Source organism: Staphylococcus felis, from assembly GCF_003012915.1.
Lineage (GTDB): Bacteria > Bacillota > Bacilli > Staphylococcales > Staphylococcaceae > Staphylococcus > Staphylococcus felis.
Genome location: NZ_CP027770.1, coordinates 23,788 through 48,777, shown reverse-complemented (window position 1 = coordinate 48,777; position 24,990 = coordinate 23,788). Strand labels below are relative to the sequence as shown.

Here is a 24,990-nt window from a genome sequence, read left to right as displayed (position 1 = left end):
CAGTTACCCAATTCATTTATTAAAAACGCCGCTGTTAAAATTAGTTTAGGCAATATTTCGAACCATTTCATACGATTTATATCATTTTTAATTTGGAATTCTATTTATGTATATTGAGGTGAAATGATAACCGAATAAAGAAGGATATTGAATTTTAATTCTTCAATACAAGTTTTGTCTTTAATGTTAAATTTTGCTATAGTATTCTTGATATCGTATTGCTAGATGCTTTATGATTATAGAAAATAATACGAAATGAGTGTTTAAATATGACTACACGAGAGAGAACCTCACCCCAGTATGAGTCCTTTCATGAACTGTATAAAAATTATACCACAAAAGCTTTGACACAAAAAGCTAAAGATTTAAAAGTCATCAACTACAGTAAATTGAATAAGAAGGAACTGGTTCTTGCCATTATGGAAGCTCAAATGGAAAAAGATGGCAATTACTATATGGAAGGTATCTTAGACGATATTCAACAAGACGGATACGGCTTTTTGCGAACTGTCAATTTCTCAAAAGGTGAAAAGGATATTTATATATCAGCAAGCCAAATTAGACGATTTGAAATCAAGCTCGGAGATAAAGTAACAGGAAAAGTCCGAAAGCCGAAAGAAAATGAAAAATATTATGGATTACTGCAAGTCGACTTTGTGAATGATCACAATGCAGAAGAAGTCAAAAAGCGACCGCACTTTCAAGCATTAACGCCATTATATCCAGATGAACGTATTAAGCTTGAAACTGAACCTCATCAATACTCAACACGAGTGATGGACTTAATTACCCCAATCGGCCTAGGTCAACGTGGATTGATCGTTGCGCCACCTAAAGCAGGAAAGACCACTTTACTTAAAGAAATCGCAAATGCAATTGTAAAAAATAAACCAGAGGCTAAACTATTTATATTATTAGTTGGAGAAAGACCTGAAGAAGTAACTGATTTGGAACGTTCAGTTGAAGAGGCAGAAGTTGTACACTCAACATTTGACGAACATCCTAAACATCATGTTAAAGTATCAGAACTTTTATTAGAGCGTGCGAAACGTTTAGTCGAAATAGGAGAAGACGTTATTATTTTAATGGATTCAATTACACGATTAGCGAGAGCGTACAATTTAGTCATTCCCCCAAGTGGTCGAACTTTATCAGGAGGGTTAGACCCTGCTTCGTTACACGGTCCTAAACGCTTCTTTGGTGCAGCACGTAATATTGAAGCGGGTGGCAGTCTAACAATATTAGCCACAGCATTGGTAGATACTGGTTCTAGAATGGATGACATGATTTATGAGGAATTCAAAGGAACTGGGAATATGGAGTTACATTTAGATCGTCGTTTGTCAGAAAGACGTATTTTCCCAGCTATTGATATCAATCGTAGCTCTACACGTAAAGAGGAAATGTTGATTTCTAAACAAGAATTGGATAGCTTATGGCAATTACGCAATATGCTTTCAAACTCACCGGACTTTGCCGAACGTTTTATACGTGCAATCAAACGGACTAAAACGAATGAAGCATTTTTTGCAGAGCTGCAAAAACGTGCTATTGACAGCACAAAGACAGGGAAACCTATTATTTAAATTTGAACAATTCCTAAAGTAGGGTTGCTTTTTAACTTTTCACCATATATAATGTTTAAGTATTGGGTAAGTACTCACAAATAACTCTGTTCCAGATGGTTCAGGGCAAAGGAGCTGAAAATAATGAAACAAGGAATCCATCCTGAATACCGCAAAGTCATCTTTTTAGATACAACGACTAACTACAAATTCTTAAGCGGTTCTACAAAACAAACAAGTGAAACTATGGAGTGGGAAGATGGTAACGAGTACCCAGTTATTCGTTTAGATATCTCTTCTGATTCACACCCATTCTACACTGGTCGTCAAAAGTTCGCAGCAGCAGACGGACGTGTGGAACGTTTCAACAAAAAGTTTGGTCTCAAATCAAACAACTAATGACGATTCAAGCATTCCCATTCATTTGGGGGTGCTTTTTTTGTTAAAACAATATCATTTTTGATTTTAAAAAGCACAATCCTTTTTATTTGAATCACTATAACGTACTTAAAAATATGATATAATGAATTGATTTTGTTTTGAAAGAAAAAGGTGGAAATAATTATGTATGAAGCGTACCATTCAGGTTGGATAGAATGTATCACTGGAAGTATGTTTAGCGGAAAGTCTGAAGAATTGATTCGACGACTGCGTAGAGGTATATATGCTAAACAAAAAGTAGTTGTGTTTAAGCCGACTATTGATGATAGATATCAAAAAGAAAAAGTTGTATCTCATAATGGTAATGCCATTGAAGCGATAACGATTATGTCTGCAAGCGAAATATTTGATTATGACTTGAAAGGTGTAGACATTATTGGGATTGATGAAATTCAATTTTTTGATAAAGATATTGTACATATTGCGGAACAATTAGCAGAAAAGGGGTATCGTGTGATTACGGCAGGCTTGGATATGGATTTCAGAGGCGAACCGTTTCACCCAGTTCCGGAGATGCTTGCTGTGAGTGAGCACATTACAAAGCTTCAAGCAGTTTGTGCAGTGTGCGGGGCTTCATCAAGTCGAACGCAACGTTTAATTGATGGAAAACCAGCAAAATTGAATGATCCTACCATTTTAGTAGGGGCAAATGAAAGCTATGAGCCAAGATGCCGTGCACATCACGTTGTAGCACCATCTGAAACAGAAGAGGAGGACTTAAATTAATGTTTGATCAATTAGATATCGTAGAAGAAAGATATGAACAGTTAAATGAATTATTAAGTGATCCTGATGTCGTCAGTGACACAGATAAATTGAGAAAGTATTCAAAAGAACAAGCAGAGTTACAAAAGACTGTCGATGTCTACCGTCATTACAAACAAGTTAAAGAAGACACAGAAGAAATCGAACTGATGTTAAGTGAAACAAAAGATAGTGATGAAATTGAAATGCTTAAAGAAGAATCAAGTGCACTCAAAGCACAAATACCCGAACTTGAAGAACAATTAAAAGTCTTGCTGATTCCGAAAGACCCTAATGATGAAAAAGATGTTATTGTTGAGATTCGCGCAGCAGCAGGTGGGGATGAAGCGGCTATTTTTGCGGGTGATTTATTCCGAATGTATTCAAAGTTTGCAGAATCACATCATTTTAAAACTGAAATTGTTGAAGTAACTGAAAGTGATCATGGTGGTTATAAAGAAATCAGCTTCTCAGTTTCAGGTGATGGGGCATATAGTAAATTAAAATTTGAAAATGGTGCGCATCGTGTTCAACGTGTACCTGAAACTGAATCAGGAGGGCGTATTCACACTTCAACAGCTACAGTTGCAGTATTACCGGAAGTTGAAGATGTTGAAATTGAAATTCGTAACGAAGATTTAAAAATTGATACGTATCGCTCAAGTGGAGCAGGTGGACAACACGTCAATACAACAGACTCAGCTGTTCGTATTACTCATTTACCGACAGGTGTTATTGCAACATCTTCTGAAAAATCTCAAATACAAAACCGTGAAAAGGCGATGAAAGTCTTAAAAGCACGTTTATATGATATGAAAGTTCAAGAAGAACAACAAAAGTATGCTGCACAACGTAAGTCAGCTGTTGGATCAGGTGATCGTTCAGAACGTATTCGAACATATAACTATCCTCAAAGTCGAGTGACAGATCACCGTATCGGTTTAACGCTTCAAAAGTTAGACCAAATTATTGAAGGAAAACTAGATGAAGTGATTGATGCACTGACAATGCATGAGCAAACTGAAAAATTGAAAGAACTCAACAATGGTGAACTATAACGAATGGATACGTGATGCTCGAGTACAATTATCAGAGTATACACAAGACATCCAAAGTGTTGAATGGTTGGTTATGGACATATTAGGGTGGAATCGAATGGACTTGATTTTGAATCAAAATCAGTTTATTCCTAAAGAGATTTTATGCTATTTAGATGAAGGATTAATGGCATTAAAAAATCATGTGCCTGTTCAATATATTGTTGGGAAAGCGACATTTTGGGGTAAATCATTTAAAGTGAATGAACATGTTCTTATCCCAAGACCAGAAACAGAAGAAGTTGTCGAGCGGTTTCTAAATTTAATTCCAAGCAATGGGAAGATAGCGGATATAGGAACAGGAACGGGTGTAATCGCCATTACTGTTAAAAATGAGCGACCACAGCTCAAGGTGTATGCTTCTGATATTTCAAATGAAGCGCTGAATATGGCTAGAGATAATGCTACAACACACCAATCAAATATTCACTTTTTGTTAGGTGATGGCTTGAAGCCCTTTATTAATCAGAACATATATTTGGATGGACTGATTTCTAACCCGCCTTATATTGGGTACGATGAACTGAAAGCAATGGATCAAAGTGTCATTCAATATGAACCACATGTCGCGTTGTTTGCAGATCAGGGTGGTTATGCACTATACGAACAATTATTCCAAGATATTCCAAAAGTGTTAAATGATGGAGCACCTGTTGTTATGGAAATAGGTTATCAACAAGGAAAACAGTTAAAAGAAAAACTTTTAACGTATTATCCTCATTTATTTCCAGAGGTGCATCGTGATATTAATGGAAATGAACGCATACTCAGTTTTATTTGGACTCATGAATAAAATGGATAAAGTTATGTACGGTTTGAGCTGTGCATAACTTTTTAATTTGAAGTAAAATATTAACTGAAAAGAGGTGTCACTTTGTGAAAAGTACAAAAATATGGGATGTACGTGATTATCATACACATTTTGAATCATATCCAAAACTCGATGAGATTATCTCTACCTATGAGAAAGGGGGGCTCGTGGTACTACCTACAGAAACAGTATATGGTCTTGGTGCTAACGCCTGTGATGATCAGGCAGTTCAAAATATTTATAAAGCTAAAGGTCGACCATCTGACAACCCGCTCATCGTTCATATATATGAAACTGAACAGCTAGATGCATTCGTAGCGGAAATGACAGAATCAACAATTAAGTTAATGGAAGCATTTTGGCCAGGACCTATTACGTTTATCCTCCCTTTAAAAAAAGGATATTTATGTGATAGTGTAACGGGCGGACTGGATACAATTGCTGTCAGAATGCCAAGCCATCCAGTTGCTCGGACATTACTTAAAGTATTGAATAAACCTATTGCGGCGCCAAGTGCCAATTTAAGTGGTCGACCATCCCCGACAACATTTGATCACGTATATCAAGATTTGAATGGTCGAGTAGATGGCATTATACAATCGTCTCAAAGTGAGGCAGGCCTCGAGAGTACTGTATTAGACTGTACATCTTATCCATTTAAAATAGCAAGACCCGGTACTATTACGCGTACAATGTTAAATGAAATATTGCCAGACTCTATTGACGAAAATGAGATAACGTTTACTGATAAACCCATTGCACCAGGAATGAAGTACAAGCATTACGCACCGGACACACCCCTTAAAATGATTCAGCAAATCAATGGTCCCATCTATCTAGGGGCACATGAAGACTGGTCGAATGTCGCATTTATTATTCCGAAAAGTTTGGAACACTTTCTCCCTAAAGAGAGTCCTACTATCATTTTGAGTGAAACAACGGATGATATTACAACTGCGAATCATAACCTATACGATGCTTTACATCGATTAGATCAACTTCCAAGTATTAATATGGCGTATATTTATGGGTATCTGGAGTCAAATGAAGCTGAAGCACTGGTCAATCGCATGATCAAAGCAACAAACCATCAATTTGTAAAGGATGAGTTATTGTGAGGATTATTTTTGTATGTACGGGTAATACGTGTCGAAGCCCAATGGCAGAAGGAATTGCTAAAAGTGTAATGCCAGAGCACGATATAGCGTCTCGTGGCATTATGGCACATCAGCAACAACCGCTAGCACAAAATACACAACGCTTGCTTCGTCAAAATGGCTATCCTCAAAAAGAACATTCAGAACCCTTGACGGAGAAGGATGTCAATGCGGATATCATATTAACAATGACGCCTGATCATACGCATTTGATTCGTTCTATTTATGGAAATGACGTGAATGTTCAAACTTTAACAAGTTTTGTTGGTTCAAACGGGTATGTTAAAGACCCATTTGGTGGAAGCATAGCTGTGTACGAAGAAACATTTAAGCAACTTAAAGATTTAGTCTTAAAGTTAAAAGATCAAATTCCTGAAGTATAAATACAGTAATCAGTATATGTGAAGAAAAAAATGCGTTATAATGAAATCATCTAGCATGTTTTGAGTTCTTTAATAGAGTTTCAGCGCATTTTACAAATTGAATAAGCTTAAATCTTTAAGCTTAAAAACGAATCATAGCGTGATTTTGATTTAATCTGGTGTTTCGTCTAAGCGCGTTATGATTGTCTTCGGCACATCGTTAAAATGTCAGTGTGATATTGTGGTGCATGCTCGTGAGGAGGGGTTAAATGAAAGGTTTGAAAGCGTTATTAAATGAACTTAAATCTCAATCATTTTTTCAGCAAGGAGAAGTTTGTGTCATAGGCTGTTCAACATCAGAAATTAATGGCCATCGTATTGGTACTGAAGGATCACTCGAAACCGCTAGAGAGATATTTGAAGCACTTGTTCAAGTTCAAGAGGAGACGGGTGTTCGCTTCGCTTTTCAAGGTTGTGAGCATATCAATCGTGCAATTACGATCGAACGTAAGGACTTTGATCCATATTGCATGGAGGAAGTATCGGTTGTGCCTGATGTTCATGCTGGAGGATCATTGTCGACCTATGCATTTCAACATATGCAAGATCCAATAGTGATTGAATATATTAAAGCTCAAAAAGGCATTGACATCGGTCAAACCTTAATAGGTATGCACTTGAAGCATGTCGCTGTACCTGTACGTACTTCAGTTAAGCACATCGGAGAAGCAAATGTAACTGTGGCAACAACACGTCCTAAGAAAATTGGCGGAGAACGTGCGAAATATTAACTTTAAAGGAAAAGAGGGAAAAGTCTATGTCTTATATTGAAAAAAAGGATAAAGCTGTTTTTGAAGCGATTCAAAGTGAATTTAAACGTCAAAACAACAACATCGAATTGATTGCATCAGAAAACTTTGTATCTGAAGCGGTAATGGAAGCACAAGGTTCAGTCATGACAAATAAGTATGCAGAAGGTTATCCTGGGCGTCGTTATTATGGTGGGTGCCAATTTGTAGATCAAACTGAAACGTTAGCGATTGAACGAGCAAAAGAAATCTTTAATGCAGAACATGTTAATGTACAGCCGCACTCTGGCTCTCAAGCAAATATGGCAGTTTATTTAGTTGCGCTTGAGCATGGTGATACGGTCCTTGGGATGAACTTAAGTCATGGAGGGCATTTGACACATGGTTCACCAGTCAACTTTAGTGGTAAATTCTACAACTTTGTCGAATATGGTGTTACTAAAGAAGAAGAGCGTATTGACTATGATGAAATCAGAAAGCTTGCAAAAGAACACCAACCTAAGTTAATTGTTGCTGGTGCTTCTGCGTATTCTAGAGAAATTGACTTTAAAAAGTTTAAAGAGATTGCAGATGAAGTTGGCGCGAAACTAATGGTTGATATGGCGCATATTGCTGGACTTGTAGCAGCTGGATTACACCAAAACCCAGTAGAGTATGCTGATTTTGTAACGACGACAACGCACAAAACGTTACGTGGCCCGCGCGGTGGTATGATTTTATGTAAATCTGAATATCAAAAAGACATTGATAAAACCATTTTCCCTGGCATTCAAGGCGGACCTTTAGAGCATGTTATTGCGGGTAAAGCAGTTGCATTCGGTGAGGCCTTAGAACCAGAATTTAAAACATATCAGCAACAAGTTATCAAAAATGCCAAAGTATTAGCAGAAACGTTACAAAAAAATGGCTTCCGCATTGTTTCAGGTGGAACGGATAATCATCTTGTAGCTGTAGATGTTAAAAACTCAGTAGGTATTACAGGCAAAGTTGCAGAAGAAACTCTAGATGAAGTCGGTATCACATGTAATAAAAATACAATTCCGTTCGATCAAGAAAAACCTTTTGTCACTAGCGGTATTCGTTTAGGAACACCGGCTGCAACAACACGTGGCTTTGATGAAAAGGCGTTTGAAGAGGTTGCACATATTATGAGTGATGTTCTTAAAAATCACAAAGATGAAAAAGTGATTGAAGAAGCTAAAATACGCGTTAGAAATTTAACAGATAAGTACCCTTTATATCATAATTAGTACAAACGGAGGCATTATCATGGGAAATGTACATGTATTAGATCATCCCTTAATACAACACAAACTGAGTTACATTCGTGACGTTAATACTGGAACTAAAGCTTTTCGTGAGCTTGTCGATGAAGTCGGTATGTTAATGGCGTATGAAGTAACACGAAATTTAGAGTTACAAGATGTAGAAATTGAAACACCTGTAACAAAAGCGATTGCTAAGCGTCTATCAGGGAAAAAATTAGCATTTGTTCCTATTTTACGAGCAGGCTTAGGAATGACGACGGGAATATTAAACTTAGTACCAGCAGCACGTATTGGTCATGTTGGACTATATCGCGACCCTAAGACTCTTGAAGCGGTTGAATATTTCGTGAAGTTACCTCAAGATATTGAAGAGCGTGAAATCATCGTCGTAGACCCAATGTTAGCAACAGGATCGTCTGCGATTGAAGCCATTAATTCATTGAAAAAAAGAGGCGCGAACCATATTCGATTTATGTGTCTTATTGCCGCGCCAGAAGGTGTAGAAAAGTTACAAAAGGCACACGATGATGTAGATATCTACATTGCAGCACTTGATGAGCGTTTAGATGAAAATGCATATATCATTCCAGGTCTTGGTGATGCTGGAGATCGATTGTTTGGTACAAAATAATTCTCAAACAAGGAGTTAAATGATAATGAAAAGGATTATGACGATATTTGGTACAAGACCTGAAGCGATAAAAATGGCGCCACTTGTACTACAACTCAAAAAAGATGATCAACTTGAACCTATTGTTGTGGTCACTGCACAACATCGTGAAATGTTAGATTCAGTCCTTGAAACGTTTAACATCGAACCTGATTATGACCTTAATGTTATGAAAAGAGGTCAAACTTTGTCAGAAGTAACTTCTAGAGTTTTAATGGGATTGGAAGATGTCATTAAAGAAGCGCAGCCAGATATGATTTTAGTTCACGGTGATACAACGACAACATTTGCTGGCAGTTTGGCCGCTTTTTATAATGAGATTCGGATTGGTCATGTAGAAGCTGGTTTAAGAACATGGAACAAATATTCACCATTCCCTGAAGAAATCAATCGACAAATGACAGGAGTCATGGCAGACTTACATTTTGCTCCGACAACTCAAGCGCAACAAAACTTACTGAATGAAAATAAATCAACAGAATCAGTTGTGGTAACGGGTAATACCGCTATTGACGCAATGCGTACAACAGTTAATAAAGATTACGAGTCAGACATTATTAAACGTCATAAAGATAAACGAATTATTCTATTAACAGCGCATCGACGTGAAAATATTGGAAAGCCGATGGAACATATTTTTAAAGCTGTACGTCGCATTGTCGATGAAGTCGATGATGTAGTCATTGTGTATCCAATGCATAAAAACCCAAAAGTACGGGAAATCGCTTATCAATATTTGAACAATCATGAACGTATTGAATTAATAGAACCACTTGAGGTTATCGATTTCCATAATTTTGCAGCACAAGCGCATCTTATCTTGACAGATTCAGGTGGTGTGCAAGAAGAAGCACCTTCATTAGGGAAGCCTGTTTTAGTATTGAGAGATACGACAGAACGTCCAGAAGGTGTCGAAGCAGGTACTTTGAAATTAATAGGTACAGAAGAAGAAGATGTTTACCAACATACAAAAGAATTGCTCATGAATCAATCAGAATATGAGCGAATGAGCATCGCTCAAAATCCATACGGTGATGGCCTTGCGTCAGAGCGTATTTGTGAAAATATCAAATATTACTATGGATTAACACAAAATAAACCAGAGCCTTTTAAGGTGAAATAGAAAGTAAGGGTTAAATGTGTCTAAATTGTGACAATTGAGTAAGCAAATCACATAGCTTCTCAATGCATAATTGACACATTTTTGCCCCTATATTATCATGAAAGTTGTATGTGTGGAACGGTTTTCACAAATGTGTGCGACACAGAAAAGAGGTTTCTATCATGAATCGCTTTTGTAGCTTGTTTCAGCCGTTTTTAACATATTATAGTGTTATTTTAATCGGACTTATAATTCTATATTATGTCAAACCAAGTACGTTGGTATTCGGTTTAATTGTGGGTGCTATAGGCTCAATCATTAATACTTGTATATTTGAGTACTACTTATGGCGGTCTCTGAATAAAACAACAAGTCATATCTCAACAGGTAATAGTTGGAGATACCTCGTTGCGATAATATGTTGTGTTATTTGGTTATTGTTCCGAGAGAATATACATATTATTGGCATACTTATAGGATTGTTAATTTCGTATTTATTTATTGTGTTTCGTCCTATAATTAAACAAGCCTAACGGTTTAATTATAATGGTAGTACAATATGAAAAGAGGTGAAATTGAAAAATGGATCATAAACATCCCATTGTAACTTGGCACTTTCTTGGAGTAGATATCAATTTTAACTTATCTACTATTATGATGGTATTGATTACATCTATAATTGTATTTATTATTGCAGTCTTATGTACTCGTAATCTCCAAAAAAGACCTAAAGGCGCTCAAAATTTTATCGAATGGGTTTTTGACTTCGTTAGAGGTATTATTGAAAGTAATATGGCTTGGTCGAAAGGTGGGCAATTTCACTTTTTAGCAGTTACCCTGATATTATTTATCTTCGTAGCCAATATGTTAGGTTTACCACTACAGTTTGTAAACCATCATTATTTATGGTGGAAATCTCCAACTGCCGATGCACATGTCACGTTAACTTTAGCAACATTAATGATTATTTTGACACATTATTATGGTGTTAAGATGCGCGGTGGCAAAAACTATATGAAAGGTTTTGCAAAGCCATATGTTGCCTTGCTTCCAATCAATATATTTGAGGAATTTGCATCAACATTAACGTTAGGACTACGTTTATACGGTAACATTTATGCAGGTGAGATATTGATTGGTTTATTAGCAGGGGTAACAACGCATACATTATTTGGCTGGATAATTGGTGTTCCAGGTTTAATCATCTGGCAAGGTTTCTCAATCTTTGTAGGTTCAATCCAGGCCTATATTTTCATTATGTTAACAATGGTTTATATGTCACATAAAGTGTCTGACCATTAATTATAAAATTAATTTAAAAATTACTAGGAGGATTTATAAATGAATTTAATCGCAGCAGCAATCGCAATAGGTTTATCAGCTCTTGGGGCAGGTATTGGTAACGGTCTTATTGTTTCTAGAACAGTTGAAGGTGTAGCACGTCAACCAGAAGCTCGTACACAATTAATGTCAATCATGTTTATTGGTATCGGTTTAGTTGAAGCACTTCCTATCATCGGTGTAGTTATCACATTTATCGTATTATTTATGTAGTTTAGATTTATCAATCTAAAGCAAATGTTGTAATTGAATGAGGCATTGGCTGTTCATTTTACATAGAACTGACAATTGTCGAAGGGTCGGGATAAGCGTTTATCCTGTCCCTTTATAATCATTATACTGTTTTTAAATGAGATGACTGAATTTTAATAAAGCGATGATTGGCTTTTCAATCTTTAGTTATTTTCACGGGAGTACAATGTGAATCAATGTAACTCCATTATATTAAGTTATAAAGATGAAATGATTGAAAGGAGTGTACAACAAAGTGACTGCTAACTTATTTACCTTTGCGGCTGGTAGTGGTGTAAATATAGGGGATATCGTCGTAACAATGGCTACTTTTATCATTCTACTACTACTACTTAGAAAGTTCGCGTGGGGACCACTAAAAAAAGTCATGGATGATCGTGAGCGTTCAATTAACAGCGACATTGACGAAGCTGAACACGCAAAACTGAATGCGCAACGATTAGAAGAAGAAAATAGACAAAAATTAAAAGAAACACAAGAAGAAGTTCATAAAATTATTGAAGATGCTAAAATTCAAGCACGTCGTCAGCAAGAAGAAATTATTCATGAAGCAAATCAACGTGCAAATGGCATGATTGAAACAGCGCAAAGTGAAATTAAAAGTGAAAAAGAGCGTGCATTAGCTGAAATTAATAACCAAGTATCTGAGCTTTCTGTACTGATTGCATCTAAAGTATTGCGTAAAGAAATCTCTGAACAAGACCAAAAAGCATTAGTAGAGAAGTACATTAAAGAGGTAGGGGATAAGTAATGGCTGATGTTGCTCGTAAATATGCCCAAGCACTTTTTGAAGTCTCTACCAAACATAATGTGGTAGAAGAAGTGTACACAGATTTTACAGAAGTCTATGCTGCACTTGAAGATCAAATGAATTATCTTAAACAAATTGATCATGAGCCTAAAGTGACAATTAATGATCGTCATAAATTAGTTGATAAGGTCTTTAAAGGTGTTAATCCGTTTTTATTTAATACATTAAAAGTTGTCGCAGGACATCGCAATTTCCGATTAATTGATGAAATATACGAAGCGTTTAAAGAGAGTTATAATATGCATCACGGCTTAGCAGAAGCATACCTTGAAATGGCGCAACCGCTAACTGAAGATGAATTAATTCAAGTTAAAGAAGCTTTAATCAATCGTATCGGCTTGAAAGACTTAATTTTACATCCCAATGTAAATGAGGCACTTATTGGTGGTATACGCGTAAAAATCGGTACAAAAGTTTATGATGGTAGTATCCAAAATGATTTAAATCAGCTCGTTAGAAAGTTTAATCGAGCACATTAATTACGATGATAAAGAGGAGTGACATAGATGGCCATAAAAGCTGAAGAAATTAGTGCATTACTTCGTTCACAAATCGAAAACTATGAGTCTGAAATGTCTGTAACAGATGTTGGTACAGTTATTCAAATTGGTGACGGTATTGCATTAGTTCACGGATTAAATGATGTAATGGCTGGAGAATTATTAGAATTCCATAATGGTGTTCTAGGATTGGCACAAAACTTAGAAGAAACGAATGTAGGTGTCGTAATCTTAGGACCTTTCGATGACATTAAAGAAGGCGATGAGGTGAAACGAACTGGTCGTATCATGGAAGTACCAGTCGGAGAAGCTTTAATAGGTCGAGTTGTGAACCCATTAGGCCAACCAATCGATGGTCAAGGCCCAATCCATACAACAAAAACACGTCCAATTGAGAAAAAAGCAACAGGTGTAATGGCACGTAAGTCAGTTGACGAACCATTACAAACTGGTATCAAAGCGATAGATGCATTAGTACCAATTGGTAGAGGTCAACGTGAGTTAATTATCGGTGACCGTCAAACGGGTAAAACAACTGTAGCCATTGACACAATTTTGAATCAAAAAGATCAAGATATGATTTGTGTCTACGTTGCAATTGGTCAAAAAGAATCAACAGTACGTGCTCAAGTTGAAAAGTTACGTCAAGCAGGTGCATTAGATTATACAATTGTTGTTTCTGCATCAGCAGCACAACCAGCACCGATGCTTTACATTGCACCATATGCTGGTGTATCAATGGCAGAAGAGTTTATGTTTGACGGCAAACACGTTTTAGTTGTTTATGATGATTTAACAAAACAAGCTGCAGCTTATCGTGAATTATCATTATTATTACGTCGTCCACCAGGCCGTGAAGCATACCCAGGTGACGTGTTCTACCTACATAGTCGCTTATTAGAACGTGCTGCAAAATTAAATGATGAACTAGGTGGCGGTTCGATTACTGCGCTACCATTTGTTGAAACGCAAGCAGGTGACATTTCAGCATACGTTCCGACAAACGTTATCTCAATCACTGATGGCCAAATTTTCTTACAATCTGACTTATTCTTCTCGGGTATTCGTCCAGCAATTAACGCTGGTTTGTCAGTTTCTCGTGTTGGGGGTTCTGCTCAAATTAAAGCGATGAAAAAAGTTGCCGGTACTTTACGTCTGGACTTAGCGTCATATCGTGAATTAGAATCATTTGCTCAATTCGGATCTGACTTGGATGAAGCGACTTCACGTAAATTAGAACGCGGTAAACGTACAGTAGAAGTATTAAAACAGGATCAAAATAAGCCATTACCAGTTGAACATCAAGTTTTAATTATCTATGCATTAACACGTGGTTACTTAGATGATATCCCAGTAGAAGATATTACAAGATTTGAAGCTGAAATTATTGAATGGGTTAAAGTCAATGCAAATGATATTTTCACAGAAATCCGTGAAACAGGTGGATTGCCAGCTGATGAAAAATTTGAATCTGCTATTAACGAATTCAAAAAAGGCTTCAAAGTCACTGAATAATTGATAATTAAAATAGATAAGGTGGTGAGATAATGGCTTCACTAAAGGAAATAGATTCTCGTATATCATCAACTAAAAAGATGAAACAAATTACGAGTGCTATGAATATGGTATCTAATTCTAAATTGCGTAAAGCAGAAAAAAACACTAAAACATTTAGACCCTATATGGAAAAAATGGAAGATGTCATCACTGCTATTGCCGGCTCGAATACTACTTCTTCACATCCGATGCTTGTAGAGCGTCCAGTTAAACGTGTTGGTTATATGGTTGTAACGAGTGATCGAGGTTTAGCAGGTGCTTATAGCGCAAATGTGCTTAAAAAAATGATTAGAGATATTGAAAAAAGACACCAAAGTGCTGATGAATATCGCATTATTGTTTTAGGACAAATCGGTGCATCATTTTTAAGAGCGCGTGGTTATGAAGTGACGAACTCATTGACAGACATTCCTGATCAACCTGCATTTAAGGCTGTTCAGTCAATCGGCAAACGTGCGATTGATTTGTTTGTAGAAGAGGAAATAGATGAACTTAACGTATACTATAGTCATTATGTCAGTGTTATAGAAAATAAACCAGTTAGTAAAAAACTTTTACCATTATCACCTGAAGATTCAAGTTTAGGACATAGCGCAATGTCTTCTTATGAATTTGAGCCAGATAAAGAATCAATACTTGAGGTTTTATTACCACAATATATTGAAAGTTTGATTTATGGTATTATTTTAGACGCTAAAGCAAGTGAGCATGCTTCACGTATGAATGCAATGAAGAATGCATCTGACAATGCTACTGAAATGATTGATGATTTATCATTACAATTTAACCGTGCGCGCCAAGCAGCCATTACACAACAAATTACCGAAATTGTTGGTGGTTCAGCAGCATTAGAATAATTTGATTAAAAGGAGGAAAAGACATGGGATTAGGCCGTGTAACTCAGGTCATGGGACCAGTAATTGATGTGCGTTTTGATGAGCATAATATTCCTAACATTAATAACGCACTTACAATTGAAGTGCCTAGAGACGGCGAAACTGAAAGTCTTACTTTAGAAGTCGCACTTCATTTAGGTGATGACTTAGTTCGTACAATTGCAATGGATTCAACAGATGGAATTAAACGTGGTGCAGAGGTCAAAGATACAGGAGCGCCAATTAGTGTGCCTGTAGGTGATGCAACATTAGGACGTGTATTTAATGTATTAGGGGATCATATTGACTTAGATGGTGAAATTGACGCTTCTGTTCGTCGTGACCCTATTCACAGACAAGCACCACAATTTGATGAATTATCAACAGAAGTTGAAATATTAGAAACAGGTATTAAAGTTGTAGACTTACTTGCGCCTTATATTAAAGGTGGAAAAATCGGTCTATTTGGCGGTGCCGGAGTAGGTAAAACAGTATTAATCCAAGAATTGATTAATAACATTGCACAAGAGCATGGTGGTATTTCTGTGTTTGCAGGTGTAGGTGAACGTACTCGTGAAGGTAACGACCTTTATTATGAAATGAAAGATAGTGGCGTTATCGCAAAAACTGCGATGGTATTCGGTCAAATGAATGAGCCTCCTGGTGCACGTATGCGTGTAGCACTTTCAGGTTTAACAATGGCAGAATATTTCCGTGATGAACAAGGTCAAGACGTGTTACTTTTCATCGACAATATTTTCCGTTTCACACAAGCTGGTTCAGAGGTATCTGCGTTATTAGGGCGTATGCCATCTGCCGTTGGTTACCAACCAACACTAGCAACTGAAATGGGTCAATTACAAGAACGTATTACATCAACAAATAAAGGTTCAGTTACATCTATTCAAGCTGTATTCGTTCCAGCCGATGACTATACTGACCCAGCACCAGCTACAGCATTTGCTCACTTAGATGCAACAACGAACTTAGAACGTAAATTAAGTGAAATGGGTATCTATCCAGCTGTGGATCCTTTAGCATCAACATCACGTGCACTTGAACCAACAATCGTTGGTCAAGAACATTACGAAGTTGCTCGACAAGTGCAATCTACGTTACAAAAGTATCGTGAATTACAAGATATCATTGCTATCTTAGGTATGGATGAGTTATCTGATGAAGATAAGAAAACTGTTGAACGTGCACGTCGTATTCAATTCTTCTTATCACAAAACTTCCATGTTGCAGAACAATTTACAGGTCAAAAAGGTTCATATGTGCCTGTTAAACAAACTGTACAAGACTTTAAAGCCATTTTGGAAGGTAAATATGACCACATCCCAGAAGATGCTTTCCGTCTAGTTGGTGGTATTGATGATGTTATCGAAAAAGCTAAAGACATGGGTGTTGAAGTTTAATTCAAATTAGGAGGCATGGATAATGAAAACATTAACCTTAGATATCGTCACTCCTAATGGTTCTGTTTACAAAGAGGACGATGTAGAAATCGTTGTCTTACAAACTACAGCAGGCGAAATGGGTGTGATGTATGGTCACATTCCGACGGTTGCACCATTGAAAATCGGTCATATTAAAGTGACTAAAGATGGTAAATCGGACTATATAGCTGTAACTGAAGGGTTTGCTGAAGTACGTCAAGAGAAAGTCAATATTCTTGTTCAAGCTGCTGAATCTGCAGAGGATATTGATTTAGAGCGTGCCAAGTCAGCTAAAGAACGTGCAACTTTCTATTTAGATGATGATGCTGATGACACAGATCATAAGCGTGCCTCACGTGCATTAAAGCGTGCAGAGAATCGAATTGAAGTAGCTAAATATAAATAATAAAGAGGCTGAGGCTGTCCCCTTAGAAAGCGAAGTCATATCATAAAAGGAAGTGCTAAGACGCATTTTTATTAAAAATCATCTTAGCGCTATTTATTTTGGAATAACATTTTCATCTTTTTTTGGTTGCTTCATTTAAAAGCTATAAAGGGTGATGACATTTGGATTTATAATAACTTTTCCGCAGACGATAAACAGCGTCTCAATTGAAGACTTCTCAACAGAACGACACATCTTATCAAAATTTAAGGGATAATTTAGCGTACTTATCAAAAATATTCTATACATCAAGCTCGAAAAAAGGTATGATGTAAGTTATGCACCTTAGAGAATTTTAAGTCAAATTCATATGAATTAGTTTAGTATAAATCACTATTAGTAGGATTTGAAATCAAAATCATGTAAAATTAAAGAAAGATTACCATTAGAAAGGACTATAAATGGCATGGATTATTTAGGTCAATTCGCAGTTGTACATCTAATATTGCATGTAGTTTGTATATGCATCGCGTATTGGGCACTTCATGCGATTCGTCTAGAGCAATTATTTAAAAAAGGGTACCAGATGCAAGTGCAAATAATAATGATTTTTAGTGCAGTATTAATCGGTACATCAGTGAGCAATTTTCTAGTGGATTTATTATATTTTTCGACGCAGATTAAATATCTATTTAACTAAATATTAAATAATGACATAAGAGTCGTCCGAATAACTAGTCGATATGTCTAAAAATAAATTGAGATAAAATTCGTGTTTTAATTTAATTATCTGTGTTATAGAAATAGAAAAGTACGTCGTTTTAGTCTTTGTGGTATAAAAGTGGAGGATTATGAAAGATGGATAAAATTGTAGTTCAAGGTGGAAACCAACTCAAAGGTGAAGTAAAGGTAGAAGGTGCAAAAAATGCGGTTTTACCAATTATTACAGCGTCTCTATTAGCGAGTAAACAAAAAAGTGTGCTAATGAATGTCCCAGCATTAAGTGACGTTGAAACAATCAATAATGTACTGTGTGTTTTAAATGCGAAAATTAAATATAATGAAAAAGAACAATCAGTCACTGTAGATGCCACTCGTGATTTAAGTGAAGAAGCACCATATGAGTACGTAAGTAAAATGCGTGCAAGTATTCTTGTAATGGGTCCATTACTTGCAAGATTAGGTCGAGCTAAAGTAGCGTTGCCAGGTGGATGTGCTATAGGATCAAGACCGATAGAGCAGCATTTAAAAGGTTTTGAAGCATTAGGTGCTGAAATTCATCAAGAAGCTGGATTCATATACGCGGAAGCTCCTCAAGGATTAGTAGGAAATGATATTCATTTAGATTTTCCAAGTGTAGGTGCGACACAAAATATTATTATGGCGGCATCTTTAGCAAAAGGTAGAACGGTGATTGAAAATGTTGCAAGAGAACCTGAAATTGTAGATTTAGCTAATTATATTAATGAAATGGGTGGCGATATCAAAGGCGCAGGTACCGACACAATTATCATAAATGGTGTAGATGCATTAACAGGTACAGAGCATTCAATCATACCGGACCGTATTGAAGCAGGTACTTTAATGATTGCTGCAGCGATTACAAGAGGTGATGTATTCGTTAAAGGTGCAATTAAAGAACATATGACGAGCCTTGTTTACAAGCTTGAAGAAATGGGCGTTCAACTTGAATTTAAAGATGAAGGTATACGTGTAACAGCACCTGAGAAGCTAAATCCAGTTGATATTAAAACGTTGCCGCACCCTGGTTTTCCTACTGATATGCAGTCACAAATGATGGCGTTATTACTAACAGCAGAAGGCCATAAAGTGATAACAGAAACAGTTTTTGAAAATCGTTTTATGCATGTAGGTGAGTTTAATCGCATGAATGCAAATATCTCAGTTGAAGGTCGAAGTGCCAAAATTGAAGGTCGTAGTCAGTTGCAAGGTGCAGAAGTCAAAGCGACAGATTTAAGAGCTGCCGCAGCATTAATTTTAGCAGGACTTGTAGCAGAAGGTGAAACGACTGTAACTGAACTGAAACACCTAGATCGTGGATATGTTAATTTCCATGGTAAACTAAAAACATTAGGTGCTCATATTGAAAGAATGAAAGAAAATGAGAAGCAAAGGGCTTAATCCGTTGTTCAATTTTTTCAGTGTGAAAGTAATACTTTTCTTTGTGCTCTGTATATTAGTGGTTATGATTGGTATTTTGATTGGATTTATCATTAATCACGATAATATATTGAATGCATTTGATTTAAAGTTTTGGCAACATCTTTATAACTTAATAGGAGGATCATAATTCATGGATACTATTTTTGACTATAACGAAATAAAAAAAATCATACCACATCGTCAACCTTTTTTATTAATCGATAAAGTGATTGAATATGAACCGGGACAACGTTGTGTAGGTATAAAACAAGTATCTGGGAATGAACCCTTTTTTCAAGGACACTTTCCTGATTATGCCGTAATGCCGGGCGTATTAATTACAGAGGCACTTGCACAAACAGGTGCAGTTGCAATGCTTAATAGTGAGGAAAATAAAGGCAAACTAGCCTTATTTGCTGGTATCGATAAATGTCGGTTTAAAAGACAAGTTGTCCCAGGTGATACTTTAAGATTAGAGGTTGAAATCACAAAAATAAAAGGGCCAATTGGAAAAGGTACGGCTAAGGCTACTGTTGAGGGGCAAGTAGCTTGTTCATGCGAATTGACATTTGCACTACAAGACCCAAAAGCATAAAATGATATAGAGTCTGATATATCAGTAATCGAAAAACTTCGAGGTTTTCGTAAGTAAGTACGAAAAATCTCGAAGTTTTTCCTGTTAATTAAATGATACGAAATATCTTATTTTTTAAAGTATAACAGTGGTACATGACATACATACACGAAGTATTGATGACGAGACTTCTGAGGCTGTCTCCTCGGAAAGTGAAGTTATATCATACAAATAACGCTAAGATACATTTTATAAAAAATCATCTTAGCGTTATTTGTTTTGGATTATGTCTCAGTCTATTTTTCCTGTTATTTATTGACGTTCATCTTTTAGGCGTGGTTTAGATTGCATCATGCGATTAAAAGTTGTAATTAAATCTTCTCCCTCTAATCCTTCATTTACAAGTTGTTCTAAAAGACTTTCGGCATACACTTGACGCAATGTATAAATATGACACTCAAATACAATAGAGATAGCATCTTCAAGCTGTGTAATATGTTTAATAGTTGCATCAAATAATGCGGGATCATTTGATGGACGCGTGATGACAACGCGGATATCAAGAAGCGTTTCATTTTCAAAATATGCTTCCATTTGTTCTTTATGTATATCAGATATCACGATTTCTAATAGCCAGCCGGTACCACTATTTTCTTTATTGATAATGACACCATCATAAAGTTCATACTCAGTGACACTTCTATTATCTGAAACAATTTGAAAACGGACTGCTTTAAAAGTCTTCATCTCCCCACCACCCTAAAAAATTTAAAATTTACGAAATATTCAAATCTACAGCTATTATAACTTAAAAACACAAAAATTTCTTGTAACGATTGATTTCTATAGTATCTTCTCCCTCATAAAATTAATATCTGGACTTTGCTAAATCGATACTGTTTAGTATACGATAAGCACAACAAGGAGGTGAACAACATTAATCGATTTCATGCGGTTGGCACTATTATTAAACCATTTAAATATTATGATAGCAACGGTAAGTGCTTTATCATTTTCACGGTTTCAGTAGAACGTGATTATCGTAGTCGCACCAATAAACCTATTTACGATTATATAAATTGTAAAGCATTTGGACAGCTAGCTACAAAACTAAATGAAACTGTAACTATTGGTGATGTTTTAATGATAGATGGCCAAATTCAAACCAGATTTTATAAGCATTACGAACAAAAAAAGTACACTACTGAATTATTAGTAACACATGTTTTCAATCTTTCCCAAATTGAAAAATCAGCCCAATCAACTTCTATAAAACTTTAAAAGATTTGCCGATGTTTGAATTTAAAAAAGTCTTCCCATTCCTATTAATAAAAGTCTCAATTAGCTGAACCATTTAAATAACCAAACCTTTATTCTTTGTGAACATTTTATAAAATAATAACTTCCAAAAAAGTACCCTACGAAAATAATTTATTTATATCCTGCCTATATCATAAAACGTTGTTTTCATCATTTTTAAAGTATATGCTTTAGACATTAAGACTGGTTGCGTTTAAAGTTTTGTACATTAGTAAACTTTATTCCTTTCTCTTAGTATTTACAAATAATCCTCCCAATAGTCTAAGCGATATTTGCATTTTCAAATTTCTCACTATGGATTTGAAATGAGGCGAGCATATAAGAGAATATGATTTTAAAATTGCCTTTCAATGACATGAAGACTTCAATGAGTTAGTGGTTATTGAAAGTTAAGAAATAGGTACATGTGGTTAAAGGTTAAGCAGAAGCAATAGATTAAATCAGCTGTAGAATCATCAATGTTTGCTGCTAATATACCTGTGTCATAGTCCTAAAATTGTCAATTTTGAATGGCAATTACAAGTGTTTTCTATATGTCTTGTCTCATTCTCAGTCCATGATACATATGTTGTGAACACTTGTTAATTTGATATTCCCATCAATTTTTGATAGATTTAAATTAAATCAAGGTAATAAAGACTACTAGGGGAGCCAAGTTGTGGCTGAGAAGCAAGTGTTGCTAAACTCTTTGAACCTGATATGGATAAATCCAGCGTAGGGAAGTAGCATATTTCATATTCAATATCAGTATGTGATTTAGGCTACGATGGATAACGTAGTCTTTTTTTATAACAAAGGAGTCGTGAATATGGATTTTAGTAAAACTTTAAAAATAGAAGCACAACCTATTATAGATGCTATATATAATGATTCTTTCATTCAATCTTTACTAAAAGGTAATGCATCATCTTCTTCAATAAAGCATTATCTTCGTGCTGATGCACGTTACTTAAATGAATTTGCAAAGATTTATGCATTATTGATTCCAAAAGTAAATACGAAAGAAGAGATTCAGTATCTAACGGAACAAATTCAGTTTGCCTCTTCAGGTGAAGTCAAAGCGCACCATATATTGTCTGACTATGTAGGTGAAGATTATAACGATATTATTTCGACTGGAGAATGGTATCCAACCGCAGATCATTACATTAAACATATGTATTATAATGCGTATGCGTTTGATAACATTGCTTACACATTATCCGCAATGGCGCCCTGTCCATATGTATATCAGCAAATTGGCAAACGTGCGATAATTGAAGGTGATGTAGCAGAGGAGAATCCACTTAAAGCATGGTTTGATTTTTATGCAACTGAAATGGATGAACTGATGAATCATATAGATCAATGGTTGAATCAGTATGCTGAAAAATTTAATCAACAAAATCAAGACATCTTAAAGCGAAATTTTTTACAAAGTACAGTACATGAGCGAAACTTTTTTGAAATGGCTTTTTCAAAAGAAGAATGGCAGTTTGGAGGAGAAGGTAATGAATAAACCTAATATTGCATTAACGATTGCTGGTACTGACCCTAGCGGGGGTGCAGGTGTAATGGCTGATTTAAAATCTTTTCATGCATGTGGTGTCTACGGCATGGCAGCAATTACAAGTGTACTGGCGCAAAATTCTATGGGCGTTCAACATATTCATAATTTAGATACGTCATGGTTAGAAGAACAATTAGAAAGTGTATTTAATGATGAAATGCCTCATGCTCTTAAAACAGGTATGATACCTACTACAGAAATGATGGCATTAATCGAATCATATTTAAAGAAAATTAAAGTGCCATACGTTATTGATCCTGTTATGATTGCCAAAAGTGGAGATTCACTTATGGATCAACAAGTTCGCAATCAATTAAAGACTACTTTATTACCATATGCTGACGTTGCAACTCCAAACGTTCCAGAAGCAGAAGAGATTGTCCAGTTTAAATTAGACAGTGTTGAGCGTATTCATCAAGCAGGACGATTTTTCATTAATGAAATTGGCGCAAAAGGTGTAGTGATTAAAGGGGGGCATCTTGAAGGTGATGCTATTGATTATTTATTTACAACTGAGGGTCACTATGAATTTAAAAATGAGCGCTATCATACACAACATACGCATGGAACAGGATGCACATTTTCTGCTGTGGTGACTGCTGAACTTGCAAAAGGTAAATCTATTTATGATGCAGTCGCTAAAGCAAAATCGTTTATATCGCTAGCTATACAACATACACCTGAGTTTGGACGTGGCAGAGGTCCAGTTAATCACTTTGCATACCAACAATTGAATGGATGGGATTAAGATGAATTATTTAGCTAAAGTAAGAGAAACACAACCATTAGTTGTTTGTTATACCAATGATGTCGTAAAAAATTTTACGGCAAATGGTTTACTTAGTTTAGGTGCAAGTCCTGCAATGAGTGAAGCACCGGAAGAAGCAGATGATTTCTTTGAAGTTACGAGTGCATTATTAATTAATATAGGAACTTTGACTGTTGAGAGTGGAGAAGCTATGTTAAAAATAGCAAAGTCTGCAAATAAAGCTAGTGTACCTGTCGTTTTTGACCCTGTTGCAGTTGGAGCTTCACAATTTAGAAAAGCATATTGCAAACGATTTTTAAAAGAGGTAGATGTAACAGTTATTAAAGGGAATGCTTCTGAAATTCTTGCGCTAATAGATGATCAAGCAACAATGAAAGGAACTGATAGCCAAACCAATCTCAATGTAATTGATATTGCTAAAAAAGCGCACGAGCTTTTAAATACAGCAATTGTGATGACAGGTGAGAAGGATATTATTGCTCAGAATGGAACCATTCTTGAACTATCAAATGGGACGCCTTTACTCACTAAAATAACAGGAGCAGGTTGTTTGTTAGGTGCAGTTGTTGCAAGCTTTTTATTAGGGGAAACCGACCCGTCCATTATACAACTTGAAGAAGCTGTTTCCTTTTATAACATAGCAGCAGAACATGCAGAATTATCAGAAGGTGCGGATTTGCCAGGTACATTTTTGACACATTTATTAGATGAGTTAAATCAAGTAACGGCTGAATCATATCAGATTGAGATTAAAAAGAGAGAAGTGAAGTAAAAATGCAGTTTAATCGTGCATTACTCAATGTTTATTTTATTGCAGGGACGCAAGATGTAAAAAAAGGTTCTTTAGAGTCTATTTTGAAAGAAGCTTTAGAAGCCGGTATTACGATGTTTCAATTCAGAGAAAAAGGTCCTTCCTCTTTAAGTGGACAAGCCAAAAAAGAAGAAGCAGTTAAATTAAAAAATTTATGTCATTCTTATCATGTACCTTTTATTGTCAATGATGATGTTGAACTTGCAATTGAAATAGATGCAGATGGTATTCATGTTGGTCAAGATGACGAAAAAATAGATAGTTTTTATCATAAACTTAATGATAAAATTATCGGATTAAGTGTTAGAGATTTTCAAGAATACGATCAATCAGATTTGACGCATGTTGATTATATCGGTGTAGGTCCTATCTATGCAACCAGTTCAAAGGCTGATGCCAAACAACCAGGAGGGATTGACCTTATCAGACGTATGAGGGAATATGATGAGACAATTCCTATAGTAGCAATAGGTGGCATTACAGAGGAAAATGTAGCCCCACTTATCAAAAATGGTGCAGACGGTATCGCTACCATTTCTTCTATCACACATAGTCAAAATATTGAAGAGTCTGTGTCACGTTATCTAAAAAATTTTAAATAAATGTATAAATAATCTT

General features: G+C 35.9%; 30 protein-coding genes and 1 riboswitch. Of the genes, 29 read left to right on the top strand and 1 reads right to left on the bottom strand.

Annotated elements, in window-relative coordinates:
• The first annotated feature begins 269 nt into the window (after window positions 1-269).
• The 24 genes from rho (at window position 270) to fabZ (ending at window position 19,944) form a co-directional block, all read left to right on the top strand.
• On the top strand, window positions 270-1,586 hold the full coding sequence (gene rho, locus C7J90_RS00280; protein ID WP_103207335.1) for a transcription termination factor Rho: 1,317 nt from the start codon (window positions 270-272) through the stop codon (window positions 1,584-1,586).
• Window positions 1,587-1,709: 123 nt separating this feature from the next.
• Complete coding sequence (locus C7J90_RS00275; RefSeq protein WP_103207333.1) at window positions 1,710-1,964, top strand: type B 50S ribosomal protein L31; 255 nt, start codon at window positions 1,710-1,712, stop codon at window positions 1,962-1,964.
• Between the two features lie 165 nt (window positions 1,965-2,129).
• A complete protein-coding gene (locus tag C7J90_RS00270; RefSeq protein ID WP_103207331.1) occupies window positions 2,130-2,732 on the top strand; it encodes a thymidine kinase in 603 nt (200 codons plus the stop codon).
• Window positions 2,732-3,808 carry a peptide chain release factor 1 gene (gene prfA, locus C7J90_RS00265; RefSeq protein WP_103207329.1) on the top strand — a complete coding sequence of 359 codons (1,077 nt, stop codon included), beginning with the start codon at window positions 2,732-2,734 and terminating at the stop codon, window positions 3,806-3,808. Before C7J90_RS00270 ends, prfA begins: the two co-directional genes overlap by 1 nt.
• A complete protein-coding gene (prmC, locus tag C7J90_RS00260; protein ID WP_232618809.1) occupies window positions 3,795-4,640 on the top strand; it encodes a peptide chain release factor N(5)-glutamine methyltransferase in 846 nt (281 codons plus the stop codon). The genes prfA and prmC overlap by 14 nt, the downstream gene beginning before the upstream one ends.
• A gap of 83 nt (window positions 4,641-4,723) precedes the next feature.
• The gene (locus C7J90_RS00255; protein WP_103207328.1) at window positions 4,724-5,776 is read left to right on the top strand and encodes an L-threonylcarbamoyladenylate synthase; all 1,053 of its coding nucleotides are present in this window, start codon (window positions 4,724-4,726) and stop codon (window positions 5,774-5,776) included.
• Window positions 5,773-6,198 carry a low molecular weight protein arginine phosphatase gene (locus C7J90_RS00250; RefSeq protein WP_103207326.1) on the top strand — a complete coding sequence of 142 codons (426 nt, stop codon included), beginning with the start codon at window positions 5,773-5,775 and terminating at the stop codon, window positions 6,196-6,198. The genes C7J90_RS00255 and C7J90_RS00250 overlap by 4 nt, the downstream gene beginning before the upstream one ends.
• 248 nt (window positions 6,199-6,446) lie before the next feature.
• On the top strand, window positions 6,447-6,968 hold the full coding sequence (locus tag C7J90_RS00245; protein ID WP_103207325.1) for a TIGR01440 family protein: 522 nt from the start codon (window positions 6,447-6,449) through the stop codon (window positions 6,966-6,968).
• 26 nt (window positions 6,969-6,994) lie between these two features.
• Window positions 6,995-8,236: a serine hydroxymethyltransferase gene (gene glyA / locus C7J90_RS00240; RefSeq protein WP_103207323.1), complete on the top strand. Its 1,242-nt coding sequence runs from the start codon at window positions 6,995-6,997 to the stop codon at window positions 8,234-8,236.
• Between the two features lie 19 nt (window positions 8,237-8,255).
• On the top strand, window positions 8,256-8,885 hold the full coding sequence (gene upp, locus C7J90_RS00235; RefSeq protein ID WP_103207322.1) for a uracil phosphoribosyltransferase: 630 nt from the start codon (window positions 8,256-8,258) through the stop codon (window positions 8,883-8,885).
• Between the two features lie 25 nt (window positions 8,886-8,910).
• Entirely contained in the window at window positions 8,911-10,047 is a 1,137-nt protein-coding gene (wecB, locus tag C7J90_RS00230) for a non-hydrolyzing UDP-N-acetylglucosamine 2-epimerase (RefSeq protein ID WP_103207320.1), read from the top strand.
• Window positions 10,048-10,208: 161 nt separating this feature from the next.
• Entirely contained in the window at window positions 10,209-10,559 is a 351-nt protein-coding gene (locus tag C7J90_RS00225; RefSeq protein ID WP_103207319.1) for an ATP synthase subunit I, read from the top strand.
• Between the two features lie 49 nt (window positions 10,560-10,608).
• The gene (gene atpB, locus C7J90_RS00220; RefSeq protein WP_103207317.1) at window positions 10,609-11,328 is read left to right on the top strand and encodes a F0F1 ATP synthase subunit A; all 720 of its coding nucleotides are present in this window, start codon (window positions 10,609-10,611) and stop codon (window positions 11,326-11,328) included.
• Window positions 11,329-11,367: 39 nt separating this feature from the next.
• Window positions 11,368-11,580: a F0F1 ATP synthase subunit C gene (atpE, locus tag C7J90_RS00215; RefSeq protein ID WP_103207316.1), complete on the top strand. Its 213-nt coding sequence runs from the start codon at window positions 11,368-11,370 to the stop codon at window positions 11,578-11,580.
• 274 nt (window positions 11,581-11,854) lie between these two features.
• The gene (locus tag C7J90_RS00210; protein WP_103207314.1) at window positions 11,855-12,370 is read left to right on the top strand and encodes a F0F1 ATP synthase subunit B; all 516 of its coding nucleotides are present in this window, start codon (window positions 11,855-11,857) and stop codon (window positions 12,368-12,370) included.
• On the top strand, window positions 12,370-12,909 hold the full coding sequence (locus C7J90_RS00205) for a F0F1 ATP synthase subunit delta (protein ID WP_103207313.1): 540 nt from the start codon (window positions 12,370-12,372) through the stop codon (window positions 12,907-12,909). Before C7J90_RS00210 ends, C7J90_RS00205 begins: the two co-directional genes overlap by 1 nt.
• A 27-nt stretch (window positions 12,910-12,936) precedes the next feature.
• A complete protein-coding gene (gene atpA / locus C7J90_RS00200) occupies window positions 12,937-14,445 on the top strand; it encodes a F0F1 ATP synthase subunit alpha (protein WP_103207311.1) in 1,509 nt (502 codons plus the stop codon).
• 32 nt (window positions 14,446-14,477) lie between these two features.
• Window positions 14,478-15,344 carry an ATP synthase F1 subunit gamma gene (gene atpG / locus C7J90_RS00195; RefSeq protein ID WP_103207309.1) on the top strand — a complete coding sequence of 289 codons (867 nt, stop codon included), beginning with the start codon at window positions 14,478-14,480 and terminating at the stop codon, window positions 15,342-15,344.
• Between the two features lie 23 nt (window positions 15,345-15,367).
• Window positions 15,368-16,780: a F0F1 ATP synthase subunit beta gene (gene atpD, locus C7J90_RS00190; protein ID WP_103207308.1), complete on the top strand. Its 1,413-nt coding sequence runs from the start codon at window positions 15,368-15,370 to the stop codon at window positions 16,778-16,780.
• A gap of 22 nt (window positions 16,781-16,802) precedes the next feature.
• A complete protein-coding gene (locus C7J90_RS00185) occupies window positions 16,803-17,207 on the top strand; it encodes a F0F1 ATP synthase subunit epsilon (RefSeq protein ID WP_103207306.1) in 405 nt (134 codons plus the stop codon).
• A gap of 445 nt (window positions 17,208-17,652) precedes the next feature.
• Window positions 17,653-17,886 carry a DUF1146 family protein gene (locus C7J90_RS00180; protein ID WP_103207305.1) on the top strand — a complete coding sequence of 78 codons (234 nt, stop codon included), beginning with the start codon at window positions 17,653-17,655 and terminating at the stop codon, window positions 17,884-17,886.
• A 158-nt stretch (window positions 17,887-18,044) separates the two neighbouring features.
• Window positions 18,045-19,328: a UDP-N-acetylglucosamine 1-carboxyvinyltransferase gene (gene murA, locus C7J90_RS00175; RefSeq protein WP_103207303.1), complete on the top strand. Its 1,284-nt coding sequence runs from the start codon at window positions 18,045-18,047 to the stop codon at window positions 19,326-19,328.
• Window positions 19,329-19,332: 4 nt separating this feature from the next.
• Complete coding sequence (locus C7J90_RS00170) at window positions 19,333-19,497, top strand: DNA-directed RNA polymerase subunit beta (RefSeq protein WP_244905078.1); 165 nt, start codon at window positions 19,333-19,335, stop codon at window positions 19,495-19,497.
• A gap of 3 nt (window positions 19,498-19,500) precedes the next feature.
• On the top strand, window positions 19,501-19,944 hold the full coding sequence (fabZ, locus tag C7J90_RS00165; protein ID WP_103207299.1) for a 3-hydroxyacyl-ACP dehydratase FabZ: 444 nt from the start codon (window positions 19,501-19,503) through the stop codon (window positions 19,942-19,944).
• Between the two features lie 291 nt (window positions 19,945-20,235).
• Here fabZ and C7J90_RS00160 read toward each other — a convergent pair whose 3' ends face one another.
• Entirely contained in the window at window positions 20,236-20,670 is a 435-nt protein-coding gene (locus C7J90_RS00160; protein WP_103207298.1) for a YwpF-like family protein, read from the bottom strand.
• A 180-nt stretch (window positions 20,671-20,850) separates the two neighbouring features.
• On the opposite strand from C7J90_RS00160, the gene C7J90_RS00155 reads away from it, so the two are divergent.
• From C7J90_RS00155 to thiE, 5 genes are all read left to right on the top strand, one after another.
• Window positions 20,851-21,204: a single-stranded DNA-binding protein gene (locus tag C7J90_RS00155; RefSeq protein WP_103207296.1), complete on the top strand. Its 354-nt coding sequence runs from the start codon at window positions 20,851-20,853 to the stop codon at window positions 21,202-21,204.
• 673 nt (window positions 21,205-21,877) lie between these two features.
• Window positions 21,878-21,981: riboswitch (TPP riboswitch) on the top strand.
• Between the two features lie 70 nt (window positions 21,982-22,051).
• Window positions 22,052-22,741, top strand: a complete 690-nt coding sequence (gene tenA, locus C7J90_RS00150; protein ID WP_103207295.1) for a thiaminase II — start codon at window positions 22,052-22,054, stop codon at window positions 22,739-22,741.
• Window positions 22,734-23,540: a bifunctional hydroxymethylpyrimidine kinase/phosphomethylpyrimidine kinase gene (thiD, locus tag C7J90_RS00145; RefSeq protein WP_103207293.1), complete on the top strand. Its 807-nt coding sequence runs from the start codon at window positions 22,734-22,736 to the stop codon at window positions 23,538-23,540. Before tenA ends, thiD begins: the two co-directional genes overlap by 8 nt.
• Before the next feature lies 1 nt (window position 23,541).
• Window positions 23,542-24,333, top strand: a complete 792-nt coding sequence (gene thiM, locus C7J90_RS00140; RefSeq protein WP_103207292.1) for a hydroxyethylthiazole kinase — start codon at window positions 23,542-23,544, stop codon at window positions 24,331-24,333.
• Window positions 24,334-24,335: 2 nt separating this feature from the next.
• Window positions 24,336-24,974 (top strand): thiamine phosphate synthase, encoded by a 639-nt coding sequence (thiE, locus tag C7J90_RS00135; protein ID WP_103207290.1) that lies wholly within the window; start codon window positions 24,336-24,338, stop codon window positions 24,972-24,974.
• Window positions 24,975-24,990: the final 16 nt, after the last annotated feature.